This is a genomic window from Amycolatopsis sp. NPDC102389 (assembly GCF_044765885.1).
GTDB lineage: Bacteria > Actinomycetota > Actinomycetes > Mycobacteriales > Pseudonocardiaceae > Amycolatopsis.
In genome coordinates, this window is sequence record NZ_JBIWKX010000031.1 from 12,613 (window position 1) to 27,486 (window position 14,874).

15 protein-coding genes are annotated in these 14,874 nt (G+C 69.7%); 6 read left to right on the top strand and 9 right to left on the bottom strand.

The genetic code is table 11. The features are described 5' to 3' along the window. Nucleotides 1–51: 51 nt before the first annotated feature. From ACIRGA_RS24425 to ACIRGA_RS24435, 3 genes are all read left to right on the top strand, one after another. Complete coding sequence (locus ACIRGA_RS24425) at nt 52–642, top strand: biotin transporter BioY (RefSeq protein WP_400944786.1); 591 nt, start codon at nt 52–54, stop codon at nt 640–642. Nucleotides 643–767: 125 nt separating this feature from the next. Then, nucleotides 768–2,825: an ATP-dependent DNA helicase gene (locus tag ACIRGA_RS24430; RefSeq protein ID WP_400944788.1), complete on the top strand. Its 2,058-nt coding sequence runs from the start codon at nt 768–770 to the stop codon at nt 2,823–2,825. 57 nt (nt 2,826–2,882) lie between these two features. Continuing rightward, complete coding sequence (locus ACIRGA_RS24435) at nt 2,883–3,236, top strand: hypothetical protein (RefSeq protein WP_400944790.1); 354 nt, start codon at nt 2,883–2,885, stop codon at nt 3,234–3,236. Between the two features lie 21 nt (nt 3,237–3,257). On the opposite strand, the gene ACIRGA_RS24440 is transcribed toward ACIRGA_RS24435, so the two are convergent. The 5 genes from ACIRGA_RS24440 to ctaD all read right to left on the bottom strand — a co-directional run bounded on the left by ACIRGA_RS24440 (nt 3,258) and on the right by ctaD (nt 9,290). After that, the gene (locus ACIRGA_RS24440; protein ID WP_400944792.1) at nt 3,258–3,662 is read right to left on the bottom strand and encodes an OsmC family protein; all 405 of its coding nucleotides are present in this window, start codon (nt 3,660–3,662) and stop codon (nt 3,258–3,260) included. Between the two features lie 11 nt (nt 3,663–3,673). Then, a complete protein-coding gene (locus ACIRGA_RS24445) occupies nt 3,674–5,422 on the bottom strand; it encodes a serine/threonine-protein kinase (RefSeq protein WP_400944794.1) in 1,749 nt (582 codons plus the stop codon). A 17-nt stretch (nt 5,423–5,439) separates the two neighbouring features. Then, on the bottom strand, nt 5,440–6,198 hold the full coding sequence (locus ACIRGA_RS24450) for a peptidyl-tRNA hydrolase (RefSeq protein ID WP_400944796.1): 759 nt from the start codon (nt 6,196–6,198) through the stop codon (nt 5,440–5,442). Next, on the bottom strand, nt 6,195–7,424 hold the full coding sequence (gene serB, locus ACIRGA_RS24455) for a phosphoserine phosphatase SerB (RefSeq protein ID WP_400944798.1): 1,230 nt from the start codon (nt 7,422–7,424) through the stop codon (nt 6,195–6,197). The genes ACIRGA_RS24450 and serB overlap by 4 nt, the downstream gene beginning before the upstream one ends. Nucleotides 7,425–7,511: 87 nt before the next feature. After that, nucleotides 7,512–9,290, bottom strand: coding sequence for a cytochrome c oxidase subunit I (gene ctaD / locus ACIRGA_RS24460; RefSeq protein ID WP_350586170.1), 1,779 nt, complete (start codon nt 9,288–9,290; stop codon nt 7,512–7,514). Between the two features lie 135 nt (nt 9,291–9,425). On the opposite strand from ctaD, the gene ACIRGA_RS24465 reads away from it, so the two are divergent. Beyond that, nucleotides 9,426–10,265, top strand: a complete 840-nt coding sequence (locus tag ACIRGA_RS24465) for a phosphotransferase (RefSeq protein WP_400944800.1) — start codon at nt 9,426–9,428, stop codon at nt 10,263–10,265. A gap of 63 nt (nt 10,266–10,328) precedes the next feature. On the opposite strand, the gene ACIRGA_RS24470 is transcribed toward ACIRGA_RS24465, so the two are convergent. Together ACIRGA_RS24470 and ACIRGA_RS24475 are read right to left on the bottom strand one after the other, a co-directional pair. Then, nucleotides 10,329–11,537, bottom strand: a complete 1,209-nt coding sequence (locus tag ACIRGA_RS24470; protein WP_400944802.1) for a glycosyltransferase — start codon at nt 11,535–11,537, stop codon at nt 10,329–10,331. Between the two features lie 110 nt (nt 11,538–11,647). Further along, nucleotides 11,648–12,385, bottom strand: coding sequence for an alpha/beta fold hydrolase (locus tag ACIRGA_RS24475; RefSeq protein ID WP_400944804.1), 738 nt, complete (start codon nt 12,383–12,385; stop codon nt 11,648–11,650). Between the two features lie 40 nt (nt 12,386–12,425). Between ACIRGA_RS24475 and ACIRGA_RS24480 the strand changes: the two genes are divergently transcribed. Further along, nucleotides 12,426–12,926: a GNAT family N-acetyltransferase gene (locus tag ACIRGA_RS24480; RefSeq protein WP_400944806.1), complete on the top strand. Its 501-nt coding sequence runs from the start codon at nt 12,426–12,428 to the stop codon at nt 12,924–12,926. Nucleotide 12,927: 1 nt separating this feature from the next. On the opposite strand, the gene ACIRGA_RS24485 is transcribed toward ACIRGA_RS24480, so the two are convergent. Next, nucleotides 12,928–13,215 carry a hypothetical protein gene (locus ACIRGA_RS24485; protein WP_400944808.1) on the bottom strand — a complete coding sequence of 96 codons (288 nt, stop codon included), beginning with the start codon at nt 13,213–13,215 and terminating at the stop codon, nt 12,928–12,930. A gap of 290 nt (nt 13,216–13,505) precedes the next feature. Next, the gene (locus ACIRGA_RS24490; protein ID WP_400944810.1) at nt 13,506–14,258 is read right to left on the bottom strand and encodes an AraC family transcriptional regulator; all 753 of its coding nucleotides are present in this window, start codon (nt 14,256–14,258) and stop codon (nt 13,506–13,508) included. Between the two features lie 51 nt (nt 14,259–14,309). Here ACIRGA_RS24490 and ACIRGA_RS24495 point away from each other — a divergent pair, with 51 nt between their 5' ends. Further along, on the top strand, nt 14,310–14,873 hold the full coding sequence (locus ACIRGA_RS24495) for a class I SAM-dependent methyltransferase (RefSeq protein WP_400944932.1): 564 nt from the start codon (nt 14,310–14,312) through the stop codon (nt 14,871–14,873). Nucleotide 14,874: the final 1 nt, after the last annotated feature.

Here is a 14,874-nt window from a genome sequence, read left to right on the forward strand (position 1 = left end):
GTCGTCTGACGTTAACCTCGGTTCACATTCGTGTACTCATAGGAGGTCTGAGTGTCTTCGCTGTCTGTGACCGGCACCCGCCCGGTTCTCGCCGACCTCGTTCCCGGCGCACTGGTCCGTGACGCGGTCCTGGTCGCCGGTGGTGCCGCCCTGACCGGCGCGGCCGCGCAGATCCTGATCCCGGTGCCCGGCTCGCCGGTGCCGATGACCGGCCAGACGTTCGCCGCCCTGCTGGTCGGCGCCGCGCTCGGCTGGAAGCGCGGCGCGCTGTCGATGGCGCTGTACCTCGCCGTCGGCGCGGCCGGGTTCGGCTGGTTCCAGAACGGTTCTTCGGGTCTGTTCGGCGCGAGCGCCGGCTACATCGTCGGTTTCGTGCTCGCGGGCGCGCTGGTGGGCGCGCTCGCCGGCCGCGGCGGGGACCGCACGCCGCTGCGCACGGCGGGGACGATGGTGCTCGGCAACCTCGCCATCTACTCGGTCGGCGTGCCGTGGCTGATGGCGTCGACCGGCATGGGCCTGTCGACCGCCCTGGCGAAGGGCGTCGTGCCGTTCCTCGTCGGGGACGCGCTGAAGATCGCCGTCGCGGCCGCGCTGCTTCCGGGCACCTGGGCGCTGGTTTCGAGGTTCCGCAAGGAGTCGTGACCGGCCCTTTCATCGCCCCACGAGCCGCCATGAACGGTCCGTTCCCGGCGAAATCGGCAAGGAACGGACCGTTCATCGCACGGGGCGGACGATCTTGACGGTGCCCCCGGCTATCGTCTTGTCCCGTGCCCTCCCGTGCTGATTTCCCCGGTGTCCTCGAACTCCTGACCCACGCGGTCGAGTCCGTGGGCGGTGCCGAGCGCGAGGGCCAGGTCAAGATGGCGGACGCCGTCGGCCGCGCCATCCGCACCGGCGAGCACCTGGCCGTCCAGGCGGGCACGGGCACCGGGAAGTCGTTGGCCTATCTCGTTCCCGCGATCCGGCACGCGGTCGAGAAGGAGGCCACGGTCGTGGTCTCCACGGCCACCATCGCGCTGCAGCGCCAGCTGGTCGACAGGGACCTCCCCCGGCTGGCGAAGGCGCTCAAGAAGCCCCTCGGCCGCGAGCCCACCTTCGCGATCCTCAAGGGCCGCCGTAACTATCTCTGCCTCCACCGGCTCGATTCCGGCGCCCCGGACGAGCCGGAAGACCAGCAGCTGTTCGACCCGTTCGCCGTCTCCCGGCTGGGCAAGGAGGTCACGCGGCTGCGGGAATGGTCGTCCGACACCGAAACCGGTGATCGCGACGAGTTGGTCCCCGGCGTTTCGGACCAGGCGTGGCGCCAGGTGTCCGTCACGGCCAAAGAATGTCTGGGCGCGTCACGCTGTCCCATCGGCACGGACTGCTTCGCCGAGCGGTCCCGCGCCGAGGCGGGCAAGGCCGACGTCGTGGTCACCAACCACGCGCTGCTGGCGATCGACGCGCTGCAGGGCTATCAGGTCCTCCCCGAGCACGATCTGGTGATCATCGACGAGGCGCACGACCTCGTGGACCGCGTGACCTCCGTGGCGACCGGCGAGCTGACCAGCGGCATGGTCTCCGCCGCCGCCCGGCGCTGCGGCAAACTCGTCGACGACGAGGTGGCCGATCAGCTGCTGGAGGCGAGCGACGGGCTGGCCCTGATCCTCGACGACCTGCCGTCCGGCCGGATGGACTCGCTGCCCCAGGCGCTCACCGGCGCCATCCCCGCGGTCCGCGACGCCGCGCACCGCTGCCTCACCTCGCTCGGCAAGGACCGCAAGGAAGACGTCGACGAGGCCACCGCCCGCAAGCTGGCGCGGTCGCTGCTCGAAGAAGTCCACGACACCGCCGTCCGGCTGCTCGAGGCCTTCGACGACGACAACGCGCATCAGCGTGACGTCGTCTGGCTGACCGGGGACCGCTTCTCGACGAACCCGCGCCCGCCCGCGCTTAAGGTCGCTCCGCTGGGTGTCGCCGGTCTGCTGCGCGAGCGTGTCTTCAACCAGCACACGACCGTCCTCACCTCGGCGACGCTGACCCTGGGCGGCACGTTCGACACCATGGCCCGGCAGTGGGGTCTCCCGCCCGGCGGGGCCAGGGTCGAGAAGGCGCCGGGCGCGGCGACCGACAAGGCCGCTCCCGCCGACAGTGACGACGCCGATGGCCCGAAGTGGACGGGCCTCGACGTCGGCTCCCCGTTCGACCACAAACGCAACGGCATTCTCTACCTGGCCAAACACCTGCCGCCGCCGGGCAGGGACGGGTTGCAGCCCTCGACCATGGACGAGCTGGCCGAGCTGATCGAGGCCGCGGGCGGGCGCACGCTCGGCCTGTTCTCCTCGATGCGCGCGGCGAAGCAGGCCACCGAGGAGATGCGGGAGCGGCTCGACCTGCCGATCCTGTGCCAGGGCGACGATTCCACCGGTCTGCTGGTGCAGAAGTTCTCCGAGGACGCGCGCACCTGCCTGTTCGGCACGCTCTCGTTGTGGCAGGGCGTCGACGTGCCCGGCCCGTCGCTCCAGCTCGTCGTGGTCGACAGGATCCCGTTCCCCCGCCCGGACGATCCGGTCTCGTCGGCACGGCAGCGAGCCGTGGAAGCCAGGGGCGGCAACGGGTTTCTCACCGTCGCGGCCACGCATGCCGCGCTGCTGCTCGCGCAGGGCACCGGACGGCTGCACCGTTCGGTCACCGATCGCGGTGTCGTGGCGATCCTGGATTCGCGGTTGGCCACCGCCCGCTACGGCGGATTCCTGCGCGCCTCGCTGCCGCCGTTCTGGCCGACCATGGACCCGAAGGTCGCCCGCGACGCGCTGCGCCGCCTCGACGCCGCCGCCCCGGCCTGAGTGGCCTGGCACACGGCCGAGTACCGTTAACGGAACGCCGAAGACAGGGAGAACCGGTTGTCCCACGAGTCGCCCAACGCACAATCCCGGACCGTCAGCGTCGATGACACCGGAGTGCGGCGCCAGCTCGCGGACGGAAGCGAGGAAGCCGTCACGTGGTCCGAGCTGTCCGCGGTGGTGGTCAGAGTGATCCCTGAAGGCCCGTGGAAAGAAGACGTCTTCTTCATGCTCGCCGGCTCCGACGGGAAGGGCACCGCGATCCCCAGCGGCGACCCGGCCGCCGACGCGCTCATCGAGCGGCTGCAGACGCTGCCCGGCTTCGACAACGAGAAGTTCATCGAGGCCATGACCACCGACGCCGACGAGGCGTACGTGGTCTGGAGCGCCGAAGGCCACCCCGCCAAACACTGAGCCCAAGTGCGAGGGGCGGACCTACTCGACCGGGAAGCTCTCCGTGACCGGGATGCCCTTCTTCAGCGTCCGGCTCACCGTGCACAGCCGCTCGATGGCGCGATCCACCGCCGCCGCGAGCGCCTCTCGATCCGAAGCGGGCAGCGCGGACACGTCGACGTCGAAAGCCACGTGGACGGCGTCGAGCTCCGAAGCGCCTTCGCGCCTGTCCGCGGTCACACCGACGCGGAACTTCGAGTCCTCCCCGATCCGGCGCGTGATGAGGTTCTCGGCGGTGACGGCCGAACAGCCCGCCGCCGCGATCTGCAGCAGTTCGGCGGGCGAGAAGGCGCCCTCGGCACCCTTGCGGCCGATCACGACCTCGGCCCCGCGTTCGTTGCGGCCGATGAAGCGGTGCTCGCCGTCGCGCTGGACTTCCAAAGACACGGTTTTCCCTTTCACAGTGACGGCAGCCGGGGAGCGATCTCGCCGGCGAGCCGTTCCGCGGCCGGGCACATCTCCTCCGGCCGTTTGACCTTGTCCGCGACGTAGATCTCCACCGTCTCGATCATGGCACGACCGTCGCCGGTGAAGGTCCGGTGCGGGATCTCGGCCTGACAAGCCTTCCACTCCGACGAGACCTCGACGAAGGCTTCCCGCGATCCGAGACCGACCCGTCTGCCGTCGTCGGTGAACGGCGCCCACTCCCGCTCGAACCGGATCGTCACCTCCGTCTCGCGGTGGTTCCAGTAGCACTCCCAGTTGCCGAACACGGGATCCGGCGTCGCCGGGCCGCCCACGATCGCCTGGGGCAGGTCCCCGCCCAGCGCGCAGGCGTCGAGACTTCCGAGCGAACCCGCGGGAAAGGGAGCGGCGCGCCGTTTGACCGGCTCCCGGTTCAGCACGCTCACCGCGTGCGTCGCCACCGGATCGACGTAATCGCACAGATGCGCGTGCCAGTTCTTGATGTGCCGGGCGTGCACCCACACCTGGTTGCCGTCCGGCAGCGGGATACCCCGCGCGCATTTGTCTTCGGAGTCGCTCGGGATCTCACGCACGATCAGCTGCCCTGGCATCGGTTTGTCCAGCAACGGTGAGGTCGGCGTCGTCAGTTCGAGCCGGATGTCGACGATGTCCTCTTCGTCGGGGCTCAGGCGCAGCCGGACACCGCAGGCGTTGAAGTTGCCGGTGCCGCTGTCCAGTTCCGGGGTCCCGAGATGGTTCAGCACGGACGGATCCACCAGCGCGCACGGATCCGCCGTCCGCCGGTCCCCGATCAGCTCGGACGGCGGGCCCGCCGCGATCGACGCGGGCTCCCTGGTGGCGAAGAACAGCCCGCCGGTCAGCACCAGCACCGCGGCGACGGCGGCGATCGCGATCGCGCGCCTGGTTACGCGGAACCGGCGCACCCGGACGGGAACGGCGACATCCGCGACTTCGGACAGCAGTTCGGCGGCGCGGACGGCGTTCGGCCGCCCGGCGGGTTTGCGGCGCAACAGTTCCGTCAGCGCGGGCGCCAGCTGTCCCGCCCGGAGCATCGGCTCCAAGGTGTACGCCGTCGCCCGCCGGAGCTGGACGAACGGCCCCACGCTCGCGTCTCCCCACACCGAAGTGCCTTCGACGGCGGCGAACAGGGTCGCGCCGAGCGAGAACACGTCCGCCGCAGCGCCCGCTTGCCGCCCTTCGGCCATCTCGGGCGCGACGTAGCCGGGAGTGCCGGCGTCCAGGCCACCGCCGGTGCGGGTCACCTCCGCCCATTGCGCGATGCCCAGGTCGGTGAGTTTGGCGGTGCCGTCTTCGGCCACCAGGACGTTGCCCGGTTTGAGGTCGCGGTGGACCATGCCCTTCTCGTGCATCGCCGCGAGCGCCGCGGCGAGCTGGACACCGATCTTGGCCACCTTGCCGGGAGGCAGCGGACCGTCGGAGTCGATGACGTCGGCGAGGCTGCGCGAGGGCAGGTACTCCATCACGAGCCAGCGATCGTCACCGTCGATCACGGCGTCGAAGACGGTGACCACGTTCGGGTGATGCAGGCCCGCGCCGATCCGCGCCTCGCGCCGGATCTGGCCGCTGTCCCCGGCCTGCGAACGCTTGAGGGCGACGACCCGCCCGAGGTCCTGATCGGTGGCACGCCAGACCACGCCCATGCCCCCGGCGCCGATCCGCTCCTCCAAGCGATAGCGCCCGGCGATCAGCCGGTCACCCATGCGGGGAGTATAAGAGGTTAAGCCCTTTGGGCTATGACCGTGACGGTTCCGGGATCTACTTCGGTGAACCCGGCGTCGCGGACCGCGACGACCCCGTCACGACGCCACGAGCCTTCGGGATCCTCGATCGGGCAGAGCGTCTTCCAGGTCGCGACCGGTGGAGTCCGCACCGAGCATCGGAACCCGGTCTCGGCCCACGCGGCCAGTTCGGCTTCGCCCAGCAACGAGGCCAGGATCATCGTCGCGTGCCCGACCTGGGCGGCGCCCTTGCCGACGGTCATCGAGACCTCGGGGTTCAGCAGCAGCCTCGGCAGGCCGTCCGGCGCGGGTCCCGGCTCGTCGGCGGGGAGCTCGCTCCCGGAGATCTGCAGCCGCGAGACCTCTTTCGGAGCCTCCACGACACGGCCCGGGAGCAACGCCCGCGCCTCGGCGCCGTCGACCTCGATCGTGATGCCCGGCAACTCCTGGACCGCTCGCCAGTGCGCGCCGCGCGCCCGCCGGGCGACCTTGCGGATCCGGCCGTCGACCCACGCCTTGAGCGGGTCGTGCCATTCGCCTCCGGGCAACGCGCGTTCGTCGAGACAGACCGCGACCGCGGCCGCCGCGGCGGCCTCCAGCAACGCGGTACGCGACGGCGGTTCGGCCCGTTCCATCCGCAGGATCACCGGCATGGCGCGGACCTCGTCGGGATCCTCGTCCGAGGTGTCTTCCGTGGCTTCCGCGGGCAGCCCCAGCCAGTACGCGTAGCGCGCGGCCAGCGGCTCCAGCACGCTCATGGCCGGGAAAGCTCGAGACCGTCGGCCGCGTCGGCCGCCTCGATCTCGGCCCTGGTGACCCCGAGCAGGAACAGCACGGCGTCGAGGTACGGGTGGGACAGCGCGGTGTCGGCGACCTCGCGCAGCGCGGGCTTCGCGTTGAAGGCGACACCCATCCCGGCGACCGACAGCATGTCGATGTCGTTCGCCCCGTCGCCGACGGCGACACACTGCTCCAGCGAGATCTCGTACTCCTCCGCGAACCGGCGCAGCGCCGTGGCCTTGCCCGCGCGGTCGACGATGTCCCCGACCACCCGGCCGGTGAGCTTGCCGTCGACCACTTCGAGTTCGTTCGCGGCGGCGAAATCGAGGCCGAGGTCGTCCACGAGGGACTGGATGATCTTGGTGAACCCGCCCGAAACGACGCCGCAGCGGAAGCCCATCCGCTTGAGCGTGCGGATGGTCGTGCGCGCGCCCGGGGTGAGCTCGATGGACGCGGCGACCTCGTCCAGCACCGTCTCCGGGAGCCCTTCCAGCAGCGCGACCCGGCGCTCCAGCGACTCGCCGAAGTTCAGCTCGCCGCGCATCGCGGCCTCGGTGATCTCGCGGACCTGCGGTTCGACCCCGGCGTGCGCGCCGAGCATCTCGATGACCTCGCCCTGGATGAGCGTGGAATCGACGTCGAAGACGACCAGGCGCTTGGCGCGGCGGGCGAGCCCGGCGCGCTCGACCGAGATGTCGATCCCGGCCTCGACCGCGGCGTCCGCCAGCGCGGTGCGCAGCGCGGCGTCGGCCTCCGGGGTGTCCTGGGCGAGCGAGGCGTACAGCTCCAGCCCGGTCACCGGGTAGTCGGCGACGCTGCGGATCGAGTCGATGTTGACGTCCAGCGCGGCGAGACGGCGCGCGACGTCGGAGAAGGCCCGCGCGGTCACCGGACGGCCGAGCATCAGCAGGACATGCGTCGAGTCCTTCTGGCCGATGGCGAACGGGTCGGCCCCGATGGCCGAGCCGATCTTCACCTCGACCTGCATCCCGACCGACGCCATCGCCTGCTCGACGTACTCCTGCAGGCCCTCGGGGTCGCGATACACCCCGGCGAGCACACCGAGCACCAGCTGGCCGCGGATGACGACCTGCTCGACGTCGAGCACGTCGACATCGTGGCGCGACAGCACGGCGAACAGCACCGAGGACACACCCGGCTTGTCGGGACCGGTCGTGGTGATGAGAACTGGTGTCTGCGTCACGGGGTCAGTCTCCCTCAGCCGGACGCGAAAATGGCGCGTGCCTTGCCCCTGTGTGAGGCAAGGCACGCGCCATTTCCGCTTATCGGGTCACTTCTCGCTGGAGTTGTCCTCGGAGTGGTCACCCGGCATGGCCGCCTCGGTGAGCACCTGGGACGGCGCGCGGTGGGTGTTGACCTTCTGCTTCCCGAAGAAGCCGATCTCACCCTCGGAGTGGATGCGCTCCATCATGTGCGGATAGTGCAGCTCGAACGCCGGACGCTCGGACCGGATCCGCGGCAGCTCGGTGAAGTTGTGCCGCGGCGGCGGGCAGGACGTCGCCCATTCGAGCGAGTTGCCGTAGCCCCACGGGTCGTCCACCGTGACGATCTCGCCGTACCGGTAGCTCTTGAAGACGTTCCAGATGAACGGCAGCGTCGAGGCACCGAGGATGTACGCGCCGATCGTGGAGATCGTGTTCAGCGTCGTGAACCCGTCGGACTGCAGGTAGTCCGCGTACCGGCGCGGCATGCCTTCGGCGCCGAGCCAGTGCTGCACCAGGAACGTGGCGTGGAAGCCGATGAACGTGGTCCAGAAGTGCCACTTGCCGAGCTTCTCGTCCATCATGCGGCCGGTGATCTTCGGGAACCAGAAGTAGATTCCGGCGAACGTGGCGAACACGATCGTGCCGTAGAGCACGTAGTGGAAGTGCGCGACGACGAAGTAGCTGTCGGACACGTGGAAGTCGATCGCCGGCGCGGCCAGCATGATGCCGGTCAGACCGCCGAAGAGGAACGTGACGATGAAGCCCATCGAGAAGATCATCGGCGTCTCGAAGGACAGCTGGCCCTTCCACATCGTGCCGATCCAGTTGAAGAACTTCACGCCGGTCGGGACCGCGATCAGGAAGGTCATGAAGGAGAAGAACGGCAGCAGCACGGCGCCGGTCGCGTACATGTGGTGCGCCCACACGGCCACCGACAGCGCGGCGATCGCCAGCGTCGCCCAGACCAGGCCCTTGTAGCCGAAGATCGGCTTGCGGCTGAAGACCGGGAAGATCTCCGACACGATCCCGAAGAACGGTAGCGCGACGATATAGACCTCTGGATGGCCGAAGAACCAGAACAGGTGTTGCCAGAGGATCACGCCGCCGTTCGCGGGGTCGAACACATGCGCCCCGAGATGCCGGTCCGCCAGCAGGCCCATCAGGGCCGCGGTCAGGATCGGGAACGCCAGCAGGATCAGGATGCTGGTGACCAGGATGTTCCAGGTGAAGATCGGCATCCGGTACATCGTCATACCGGGGGCGCGCAGGCAGATCACCGTGGTGATCATGTTGACGCCACCGAGGATGGTGCCGAGACCGGATACGACCAGACCGGAGATCCACAGGTCGGCGCCGACGCCGGGCGAGTGGATGGCGTCCGACAGCGGGGTGTAGGCGAACCAGCCGAAGTCGGCGGCGCCACCCGGGGTCAGGAAGCCGGACATCACGATCAGGCCGCCGAAGAGGTACAGCCAGTACGAGAACGCGTTCAGCCGGGGGAACGCGACGTCGGGCGAACCGATCTGCAGCGGCAGGATGAAGTTCGCGAAGCCGAAGAGGATCGGCGTCGCGTACAGCAGCAGCATGATCGTGCCGTGCATGGTGAACAGCTGGTTGTACTGCTCCTGCGAAAGGAACTGCTGCCCGGGACGCGCCAGCTCGGAGCGGATCAGCATCGCCATCGCGCCGCCCACCATGAAGAAGGCGAACGACGTGACCAGGTACATGATGCCGATTTGCTTGTGGTCCGTCGTGCGGAACAACCGCAGCAGGTACGAACCCTTAACCGACTCGCGCGCGGGATACGGGCGCGTGGCGATCGGCTTGGGGGCTACGGCCGTCACTCCTGCCTCCAACACTCAAACCTTGTGGTGGTCAATTTGCGGTCGCCGGGCGGGTTCGGGACCCATTCCGGCGGCTAGTGGGGATCGTAGCCCTCACTACCGACAGTCGCGCGCACCGGCTGGCAAGATCGCGCCGTGACCGACGAACACACGCGTGCGGGAGTGGCCGCGGCGATCGCCGTCGGTGACCGGTTCGGCCTGCCGACCGGCAGCCCCGAGGTCCTGCATTTCAAGTCGAACGTGCTGGTGAGACTGGGTCCGGTGGTGGCAAGGGTGCCCGGCACGACACGGCTCGCCCGGTCCTCGCCCGAGGAGTGGCTCGCGCGCGACGTCGAGCTGTCGAGGTATCTCACGGAACGTGATGTGCTCGTCGTCTCACCGACCACGGATCCCCCGGCCGGACCGCATTTCGCCGACGGGCTCCCGGTCACTCTCTGGCACTACACGCCGCACGAGCCGGGGGACACGCTGTCGCCGCGCGAGGTGGCGCATTCCCTCTCCCAGGTGCACGCCGCGCTCGCTGACTACCCCGGTGAACTGCCCGAACTCGGGCCCGTCAACGAACTCCGGACGCTGCTCGAGCGGCACGGCGCCGTCATGGGCCCCGCACTGCCGCGGTTGTACGACGAACTCGAACGGGTCGCGGCCGCGATTCCCGACGACGAGACCCGGCCGCTGCACGGAGACGCCCATCGGGGGAACGTCGTCGCGACCGCGGCCGGGCCGTGCTGGCTCGACTTCGAGGACACCTGGCGCGGGCCGCTCGGCTGGGATCTCGGCGTGCTCTACGCGCAGGCCGGGCGCGCGACCTTGGACGCGTATCCCGGGGACGTGGCGCCTTCGTCGCTGGAGCCGTTCATCGCGTTGCGACGGTTGTTCGAGGTCCCTTGGCGATTCGTGATCGCGCAGCGGTTCCCCGAACGGCTACCGGAGGCCGAAGCCGCCCTGGAGCGCTACTTCCAGCCCCGCGTTTAGTCCTCTGAATGCTGTCGTTGGCAGTGCGAACTACCGCATTCAGAGGACTAAACGCATGAGGGGCTAGACGGCGTCCATCAGGAGTTTCGCCGCCACGTCGACGCCGTCCGTCCGCACCTCACCGCCGACCTGCCCGGCTCGCGAGGCGACTTCGGGGCGAAGCACCTCGCCGAGAGCGAGCGTCAGTGCTTCGACGGAGGGCTCCCCCGTGATCGACGTCCCCACCCCGAGTTCCCGGACACGCTGCGCGAAGTAGGGCTGGTCGAACATCTGCGGGACGAGGACCTGCGGCACCCCGGCCCGGGTCGCCGCCGTGGTCGTGCCGGCGCCGCCGTGGTGCACGACCGCCGCGACCCGCGGGAACAGCGCCTGCTGGTTGACGTCCCCGATCGCGATGCAGTCGCGTTCGTCGTCGATGAGCGCCAGTTCGGTCCAGCCGCGGAACACGATCGCCCGCCGCCCGTGCGCCCGCGCCGCCTCGATCATCGCCTTCGCGATCTCCTCCGGGGCGCGGATACTCCCGAATCCGAAGTAGACCGGCGGTTCCCCGTCGTCGAGGAACGCCTCCAGTTCCGGGGACAACGGGCTGTGGTCCGGCAGGATCCAGGCGCCGGTCTGGTGCACGTCCAGCGCCGACGGCCCCCGCCACGGCGCCAGCACCGGATCGGCGGCCAGCCACGGGCTTTCGGTGAAGATGTGCCCGCGCACGTCGTCGACCGGCGGCAGGCCCAGCGGTTTCCGCTGCGCGTCGAGCACGCCGCCCCACCGCTCGTTCCACCGTTCCGCGTCGTCGGCCCACAAGGCCGGGATGGCGGCGTCGGGATTCTTCGGCGCCCATCCCGGGAAAACGGGCGGACGATGGTGCAGTGAAGGCAGCGTTATCGGGCAATAAGCGGTGAAGAAATAAGGAATCCCTTTTCGCTCCGCCACCGAATGGGCGGCGATGTTCAAGGCCATTCCCGCGACGACGGCGTCGCAACCCTCCGCCGCGTCCGGCATCGTCTCGAACTGGTTCACCACCATGGCCTCGGCCATCGCGCGCCGCCCTTCCGGCGTGGCCATCGCCTTGGTCATCGCGGAATCCGGCTTCGCGGTCGACCGCAGTTCCGGGCCCAACGGAGCGAAGGAGATCCCGAGACCTTCGGCCCAGTCACGGAAATCCGGCGGCGCGCAAAGCCGGGCTTCCTGGCCGAGTTCCCGCAATCGCACCGCCAGTGCCACCAGCGGTTGCACCTCACCCCTCGTCCCGATGGTGGACAGGAGTACGCGCATGGGAATCCCCCTTCGGAAAATGTGAAGGCACGAATTGTGGACCGGGAATGGGGGCTTGCCGCAAGCCCCCGGGTCCGCTATACCTTTGAAGGGGCGGGGGAAACCTTTTCCTACGCGGGATACCAGCCCAAGATCGCTTCGACGACTCCGGCCGGATCCTCCAGCGGCGTCAGATGTCCCGCCTCCGGCAGCACGACCAAGGTCGCGTCCGGCAGCGTTTCCACCAGGGTGTTCGCCGCTTCCAGCGGAGTCAGGCCGTCCTCTTCGCCGACCACGACCAGCGCCGGCACGTCCGCCGAGCGCAGCGTTTCCAGCGAATCCGGCCGCGCCGCCATCGCCCGCGCCGCCCACGCGATCCCGGACGGCGGCTGCGTCGTGATCAGTTCGCGAAGCCGTTCGGCCACTGCCGGGCCGGCCTTCTCGGCGAGCAATCCGGGCGTGACGGCGTCGGGCATCCAGGCGGTGCCCTCCGCTTCGACCCTCGCCGCGACGTCATGCCTCGCTTGCGCGGCTTCGGGGGTGTCGGCCGTCGCCTTCGTGTCGATGAACACGAGCCCGCCCACCCGTTCCGGCGCGAGGCGCAGCACCGCCATCGTCAGGTAGCCGCCCATCGAGCAGCCGCCGAGGACGACCTTGTCGAGCTCGAGCCGGTCGAGCAGCGCGATCACGTCACGGGCGGCGTCGTCCAGATCCGGCTCCCGATCCGTTTCCGGCAGCGGGCTGCGGCCGAGGCCACGCTGGTCGGGGGTGATCAGCCGCACGCGTTCCGAGAGCGGTGCGCGGACCGCGTCCCACATGCGGGCGTCGACGGGGAAGGCGTGCAGCAGTACCAGCGGGAGATCCTTCATGGCGATAATTCTGTCGCACCCCGGGGCTACCGTCAGATCCGTGCTGACAGAGATCAAGACGGAGAGGCTGCTGCTGCGGCGGCTGCGCGAGGCGGACCGCGAGAACATCGTCGCGCTGCAGGCCGATCCGGAGACGAACAAGTTCAACCCCGTGCCGCACACCGTCGAGGGTGCGCGCGAGCTGTACGACGCCTGGATGAAGCAATGGGCCGAGCACGGGTTCGGCTATCTTGCGGTGTCCGCTTCGGACGATCCCGAGGTGATCGCCGGTTTCGGCGGCGTCCGGTATCACGAATGGAACGGCGAGCGCGTGCTGAACCTCGCGTACCGCTTCTGGCCGTTCGCCTGGGGAAAGGGCTACGCGACGGAGATGGCGGCCGCCGTCGTCGACTGGGCCGAACGGGAGATCCCCGAGATCCCGGTGATCGCCAACATCATGGTGTCCAACGAACCGTCGATCCGGGTCGCCGAGCGGCTCGGCTTCAAGATCCACACGGAGGAGGAGTTCGAAGGAGAGCCCTCACTGCACATGCGGCGCTGAGTCACCAGCGTCCGGGACGTCGCCGGGACCGCGCGCTCCAGCACGCCTTGTGCCAATGGCGGCGATCGGCGACCCCGCCGGTGTCGTCGGCGGGCCAGGCGACCACATGCGGGGTCCCCTGCCGGATCTCGTGGTCACAGCCGGGGCAGCGGTAGTCCTTGGTGGCCTGCGCGCCGGGCACGGTGCGCACCAGCCATTCGCCGTCGGCGGCGGTTTCGGAGCGCGCCCAGCCGGTCGACGCGCCGAGATCGGGGCGTCCACCGCGTTCGGGCCGGTTACGTCGTGGCACGCCGAAACGGTATACGGCGGAGTGCCGTGTGATCCCGCTCGCTCGACGTTCGGACCCGCTGCCGGCCGCCGGACACGCATGATGCGCCTCCAATCACGCATGTTTCGCCTCCAATCACGCGAGATGCGCCTTCGGTCACGTGAGATGCGCAGAAGACCGCGTGACCGGGCGTGCGGCGCCACGTGGCCGGAGGCGGCACTCGCGTGATTGCACGCGTAACTCGCGTGACTGGAAGCGCATCTCGCGTGATCGCAGGCGTAATTCGCGTGTCTGGAGGCGTAACTCGCATGCTAGCCGCCGAAGTAGGCGCCCGGCGTCACGCCGACCGCGCGGCGGAAGGCGGCGACGAACGCGCTCGGCGAGGAGTAGCCGATCCGGCGGGAGACCGCGGTCAGCGGCATGCCCTCGGCCAACAGCGGCAGTGACGCGCGCAGGCGGGCCTGCACCCGCCACGCGCCGAACGTCGTGCGGCATTCGGTGAGGAACAGCCTCGCGAGGGTGCGTTCGCTCGTGCCCGCGTGCCGGGCGAAGTCCGCGAGGCCGCGGCGGTCCGCCGGATCGGCGATCACCGCCCGCGCGACGGCCAGCGCGCGTCCGTCGGACGGCATCGGCACGGTGATGGGCACGACGTCCACCGGTTCGAGCAGGTCGAAGGCGACGGCTTCGGCCCGGCGGCGCGCGTCGTCGCCGAGGTCGGCCGAGCCGAGATGCTCCAGCAGCTCGCGCAACAGCGGGCGGACGGCGACGAGCGTCGGTTCGGGCCAGCGCACCGGGCATCGGTCCCGGGCGGCGTAGATCCCCCGCAGCACGGTTTGCGCGGTGGCGCCGGTCCGGTGGACGACCCCTGCCGGGATCCAGAGTGCGCGCGTCGGCGGCAGCACCCAGTGCCGCTCGCCGACGTTCACGCTCAAGATCCCCCGCGCCGCCCAGGCGAGCTGGTGACCGTCGTGCTCGTGCCACGGGAGCCAGGTGCCGGCGGGCAGGTCCATCTCGCCGAGCACCATCGCCGTCGCCATCGGGGGCAGGAGTCCGATATTCGACATCACTTGGCAGCCTATCGCCTACCGGTCACGGCTAGCTTCGGATTCATGCCGATGAACCTGGTGCACCGCAAACTCTGCAGTTCCGCGTTGTGGGCGAAGGCCGTCGCCGCCGAGATGCCGGGCAACGTCGCCGGCTTCGACCTCGGAGACTCCGTCTTGGAGATCGGACCCGGTTTCGGCGCGACCACGCGGGCCCTCGTCGGGCTCGTCCCCCAGCTCACGGCCATTGAGATCGACAAAGCTTCGGCGGACCTCCTCAAACGGGAGTTCGACGGCCGGGTGCGGATCATCCAGGGTGACGGGGCGGCGATGCCCTTCGAGGACGGCGAGTTCTCCGCGGTCGTCTGCTTCACGATGCTGCACCACGTGCCGACGACGGCGTCGCAGGACTCGATCTTCGCCGAGGCGTTCCGCGTGCTCCGCCCCGGCGGTGTCCTGCGCGCGATCGACAGCCTGGCGAACGCGCCGTTCCGGCTCCTCCACCTCGGCGACACGATGAACGCGCTCGACCCGGTCTCGCTCTGGCCCCGGCTCACCGACGCCGGGTTCACCGACATCAAGGTCGACCACGTGCCGAAGCGCTCCGTGAAGTTCTCGGCCCGGAAGCCCACCTGAC

Excerpts from the sequence above, each read along its gene's own strand:
- ACIRGA_RS24450 (WP_400944796.1), bottom strand. The coding sequence starts at position 6,198 with ATGAGCGTGCTGGAGCCGCTGGCCGCGCGCTACGCGTACTGGCTGGGG.
- ACIRGA_RS24445 (WP_400944794.1), bottom strand. The coding sequence starts at position 5,422 with ATGGGTGACCGGCTGATCGCCGGGCGCTATCGCTTGGAGGAGCGGATC.
- ACIRGA_RS24475 (WP_400944804.1), bottom strand. The coding sequence starts at position 12,385 with ATGAAGGATCTCCCGCTGGTACTGCTGCACGCCTTCCCCGTCGACGCC.
- ACIRGA_RS24490 (WP_400944810.1), bottom strand. The coding sequence starts at position 14,258 with ATGTCGAATATCGGACTCCTGCCCCCGATGGCGACGGCGATGGTGCTC.
- ACIRGA_RS24470 (WP_400944802.1), bottom strand. The coding sequence starts at position 11,537 with ATGCGCGTACTCCTGTCCACCATCGGGACGAGGGGTGAGGTGCAACCG.
- ACIRGA_RS24495 (WP_400944932.1), top strand. The coding sequence starts at position 14,310 with ATGAACCTGGTGCACCGCAAACTCTGCAGTTCCGCGTTGTGGGCGAAG.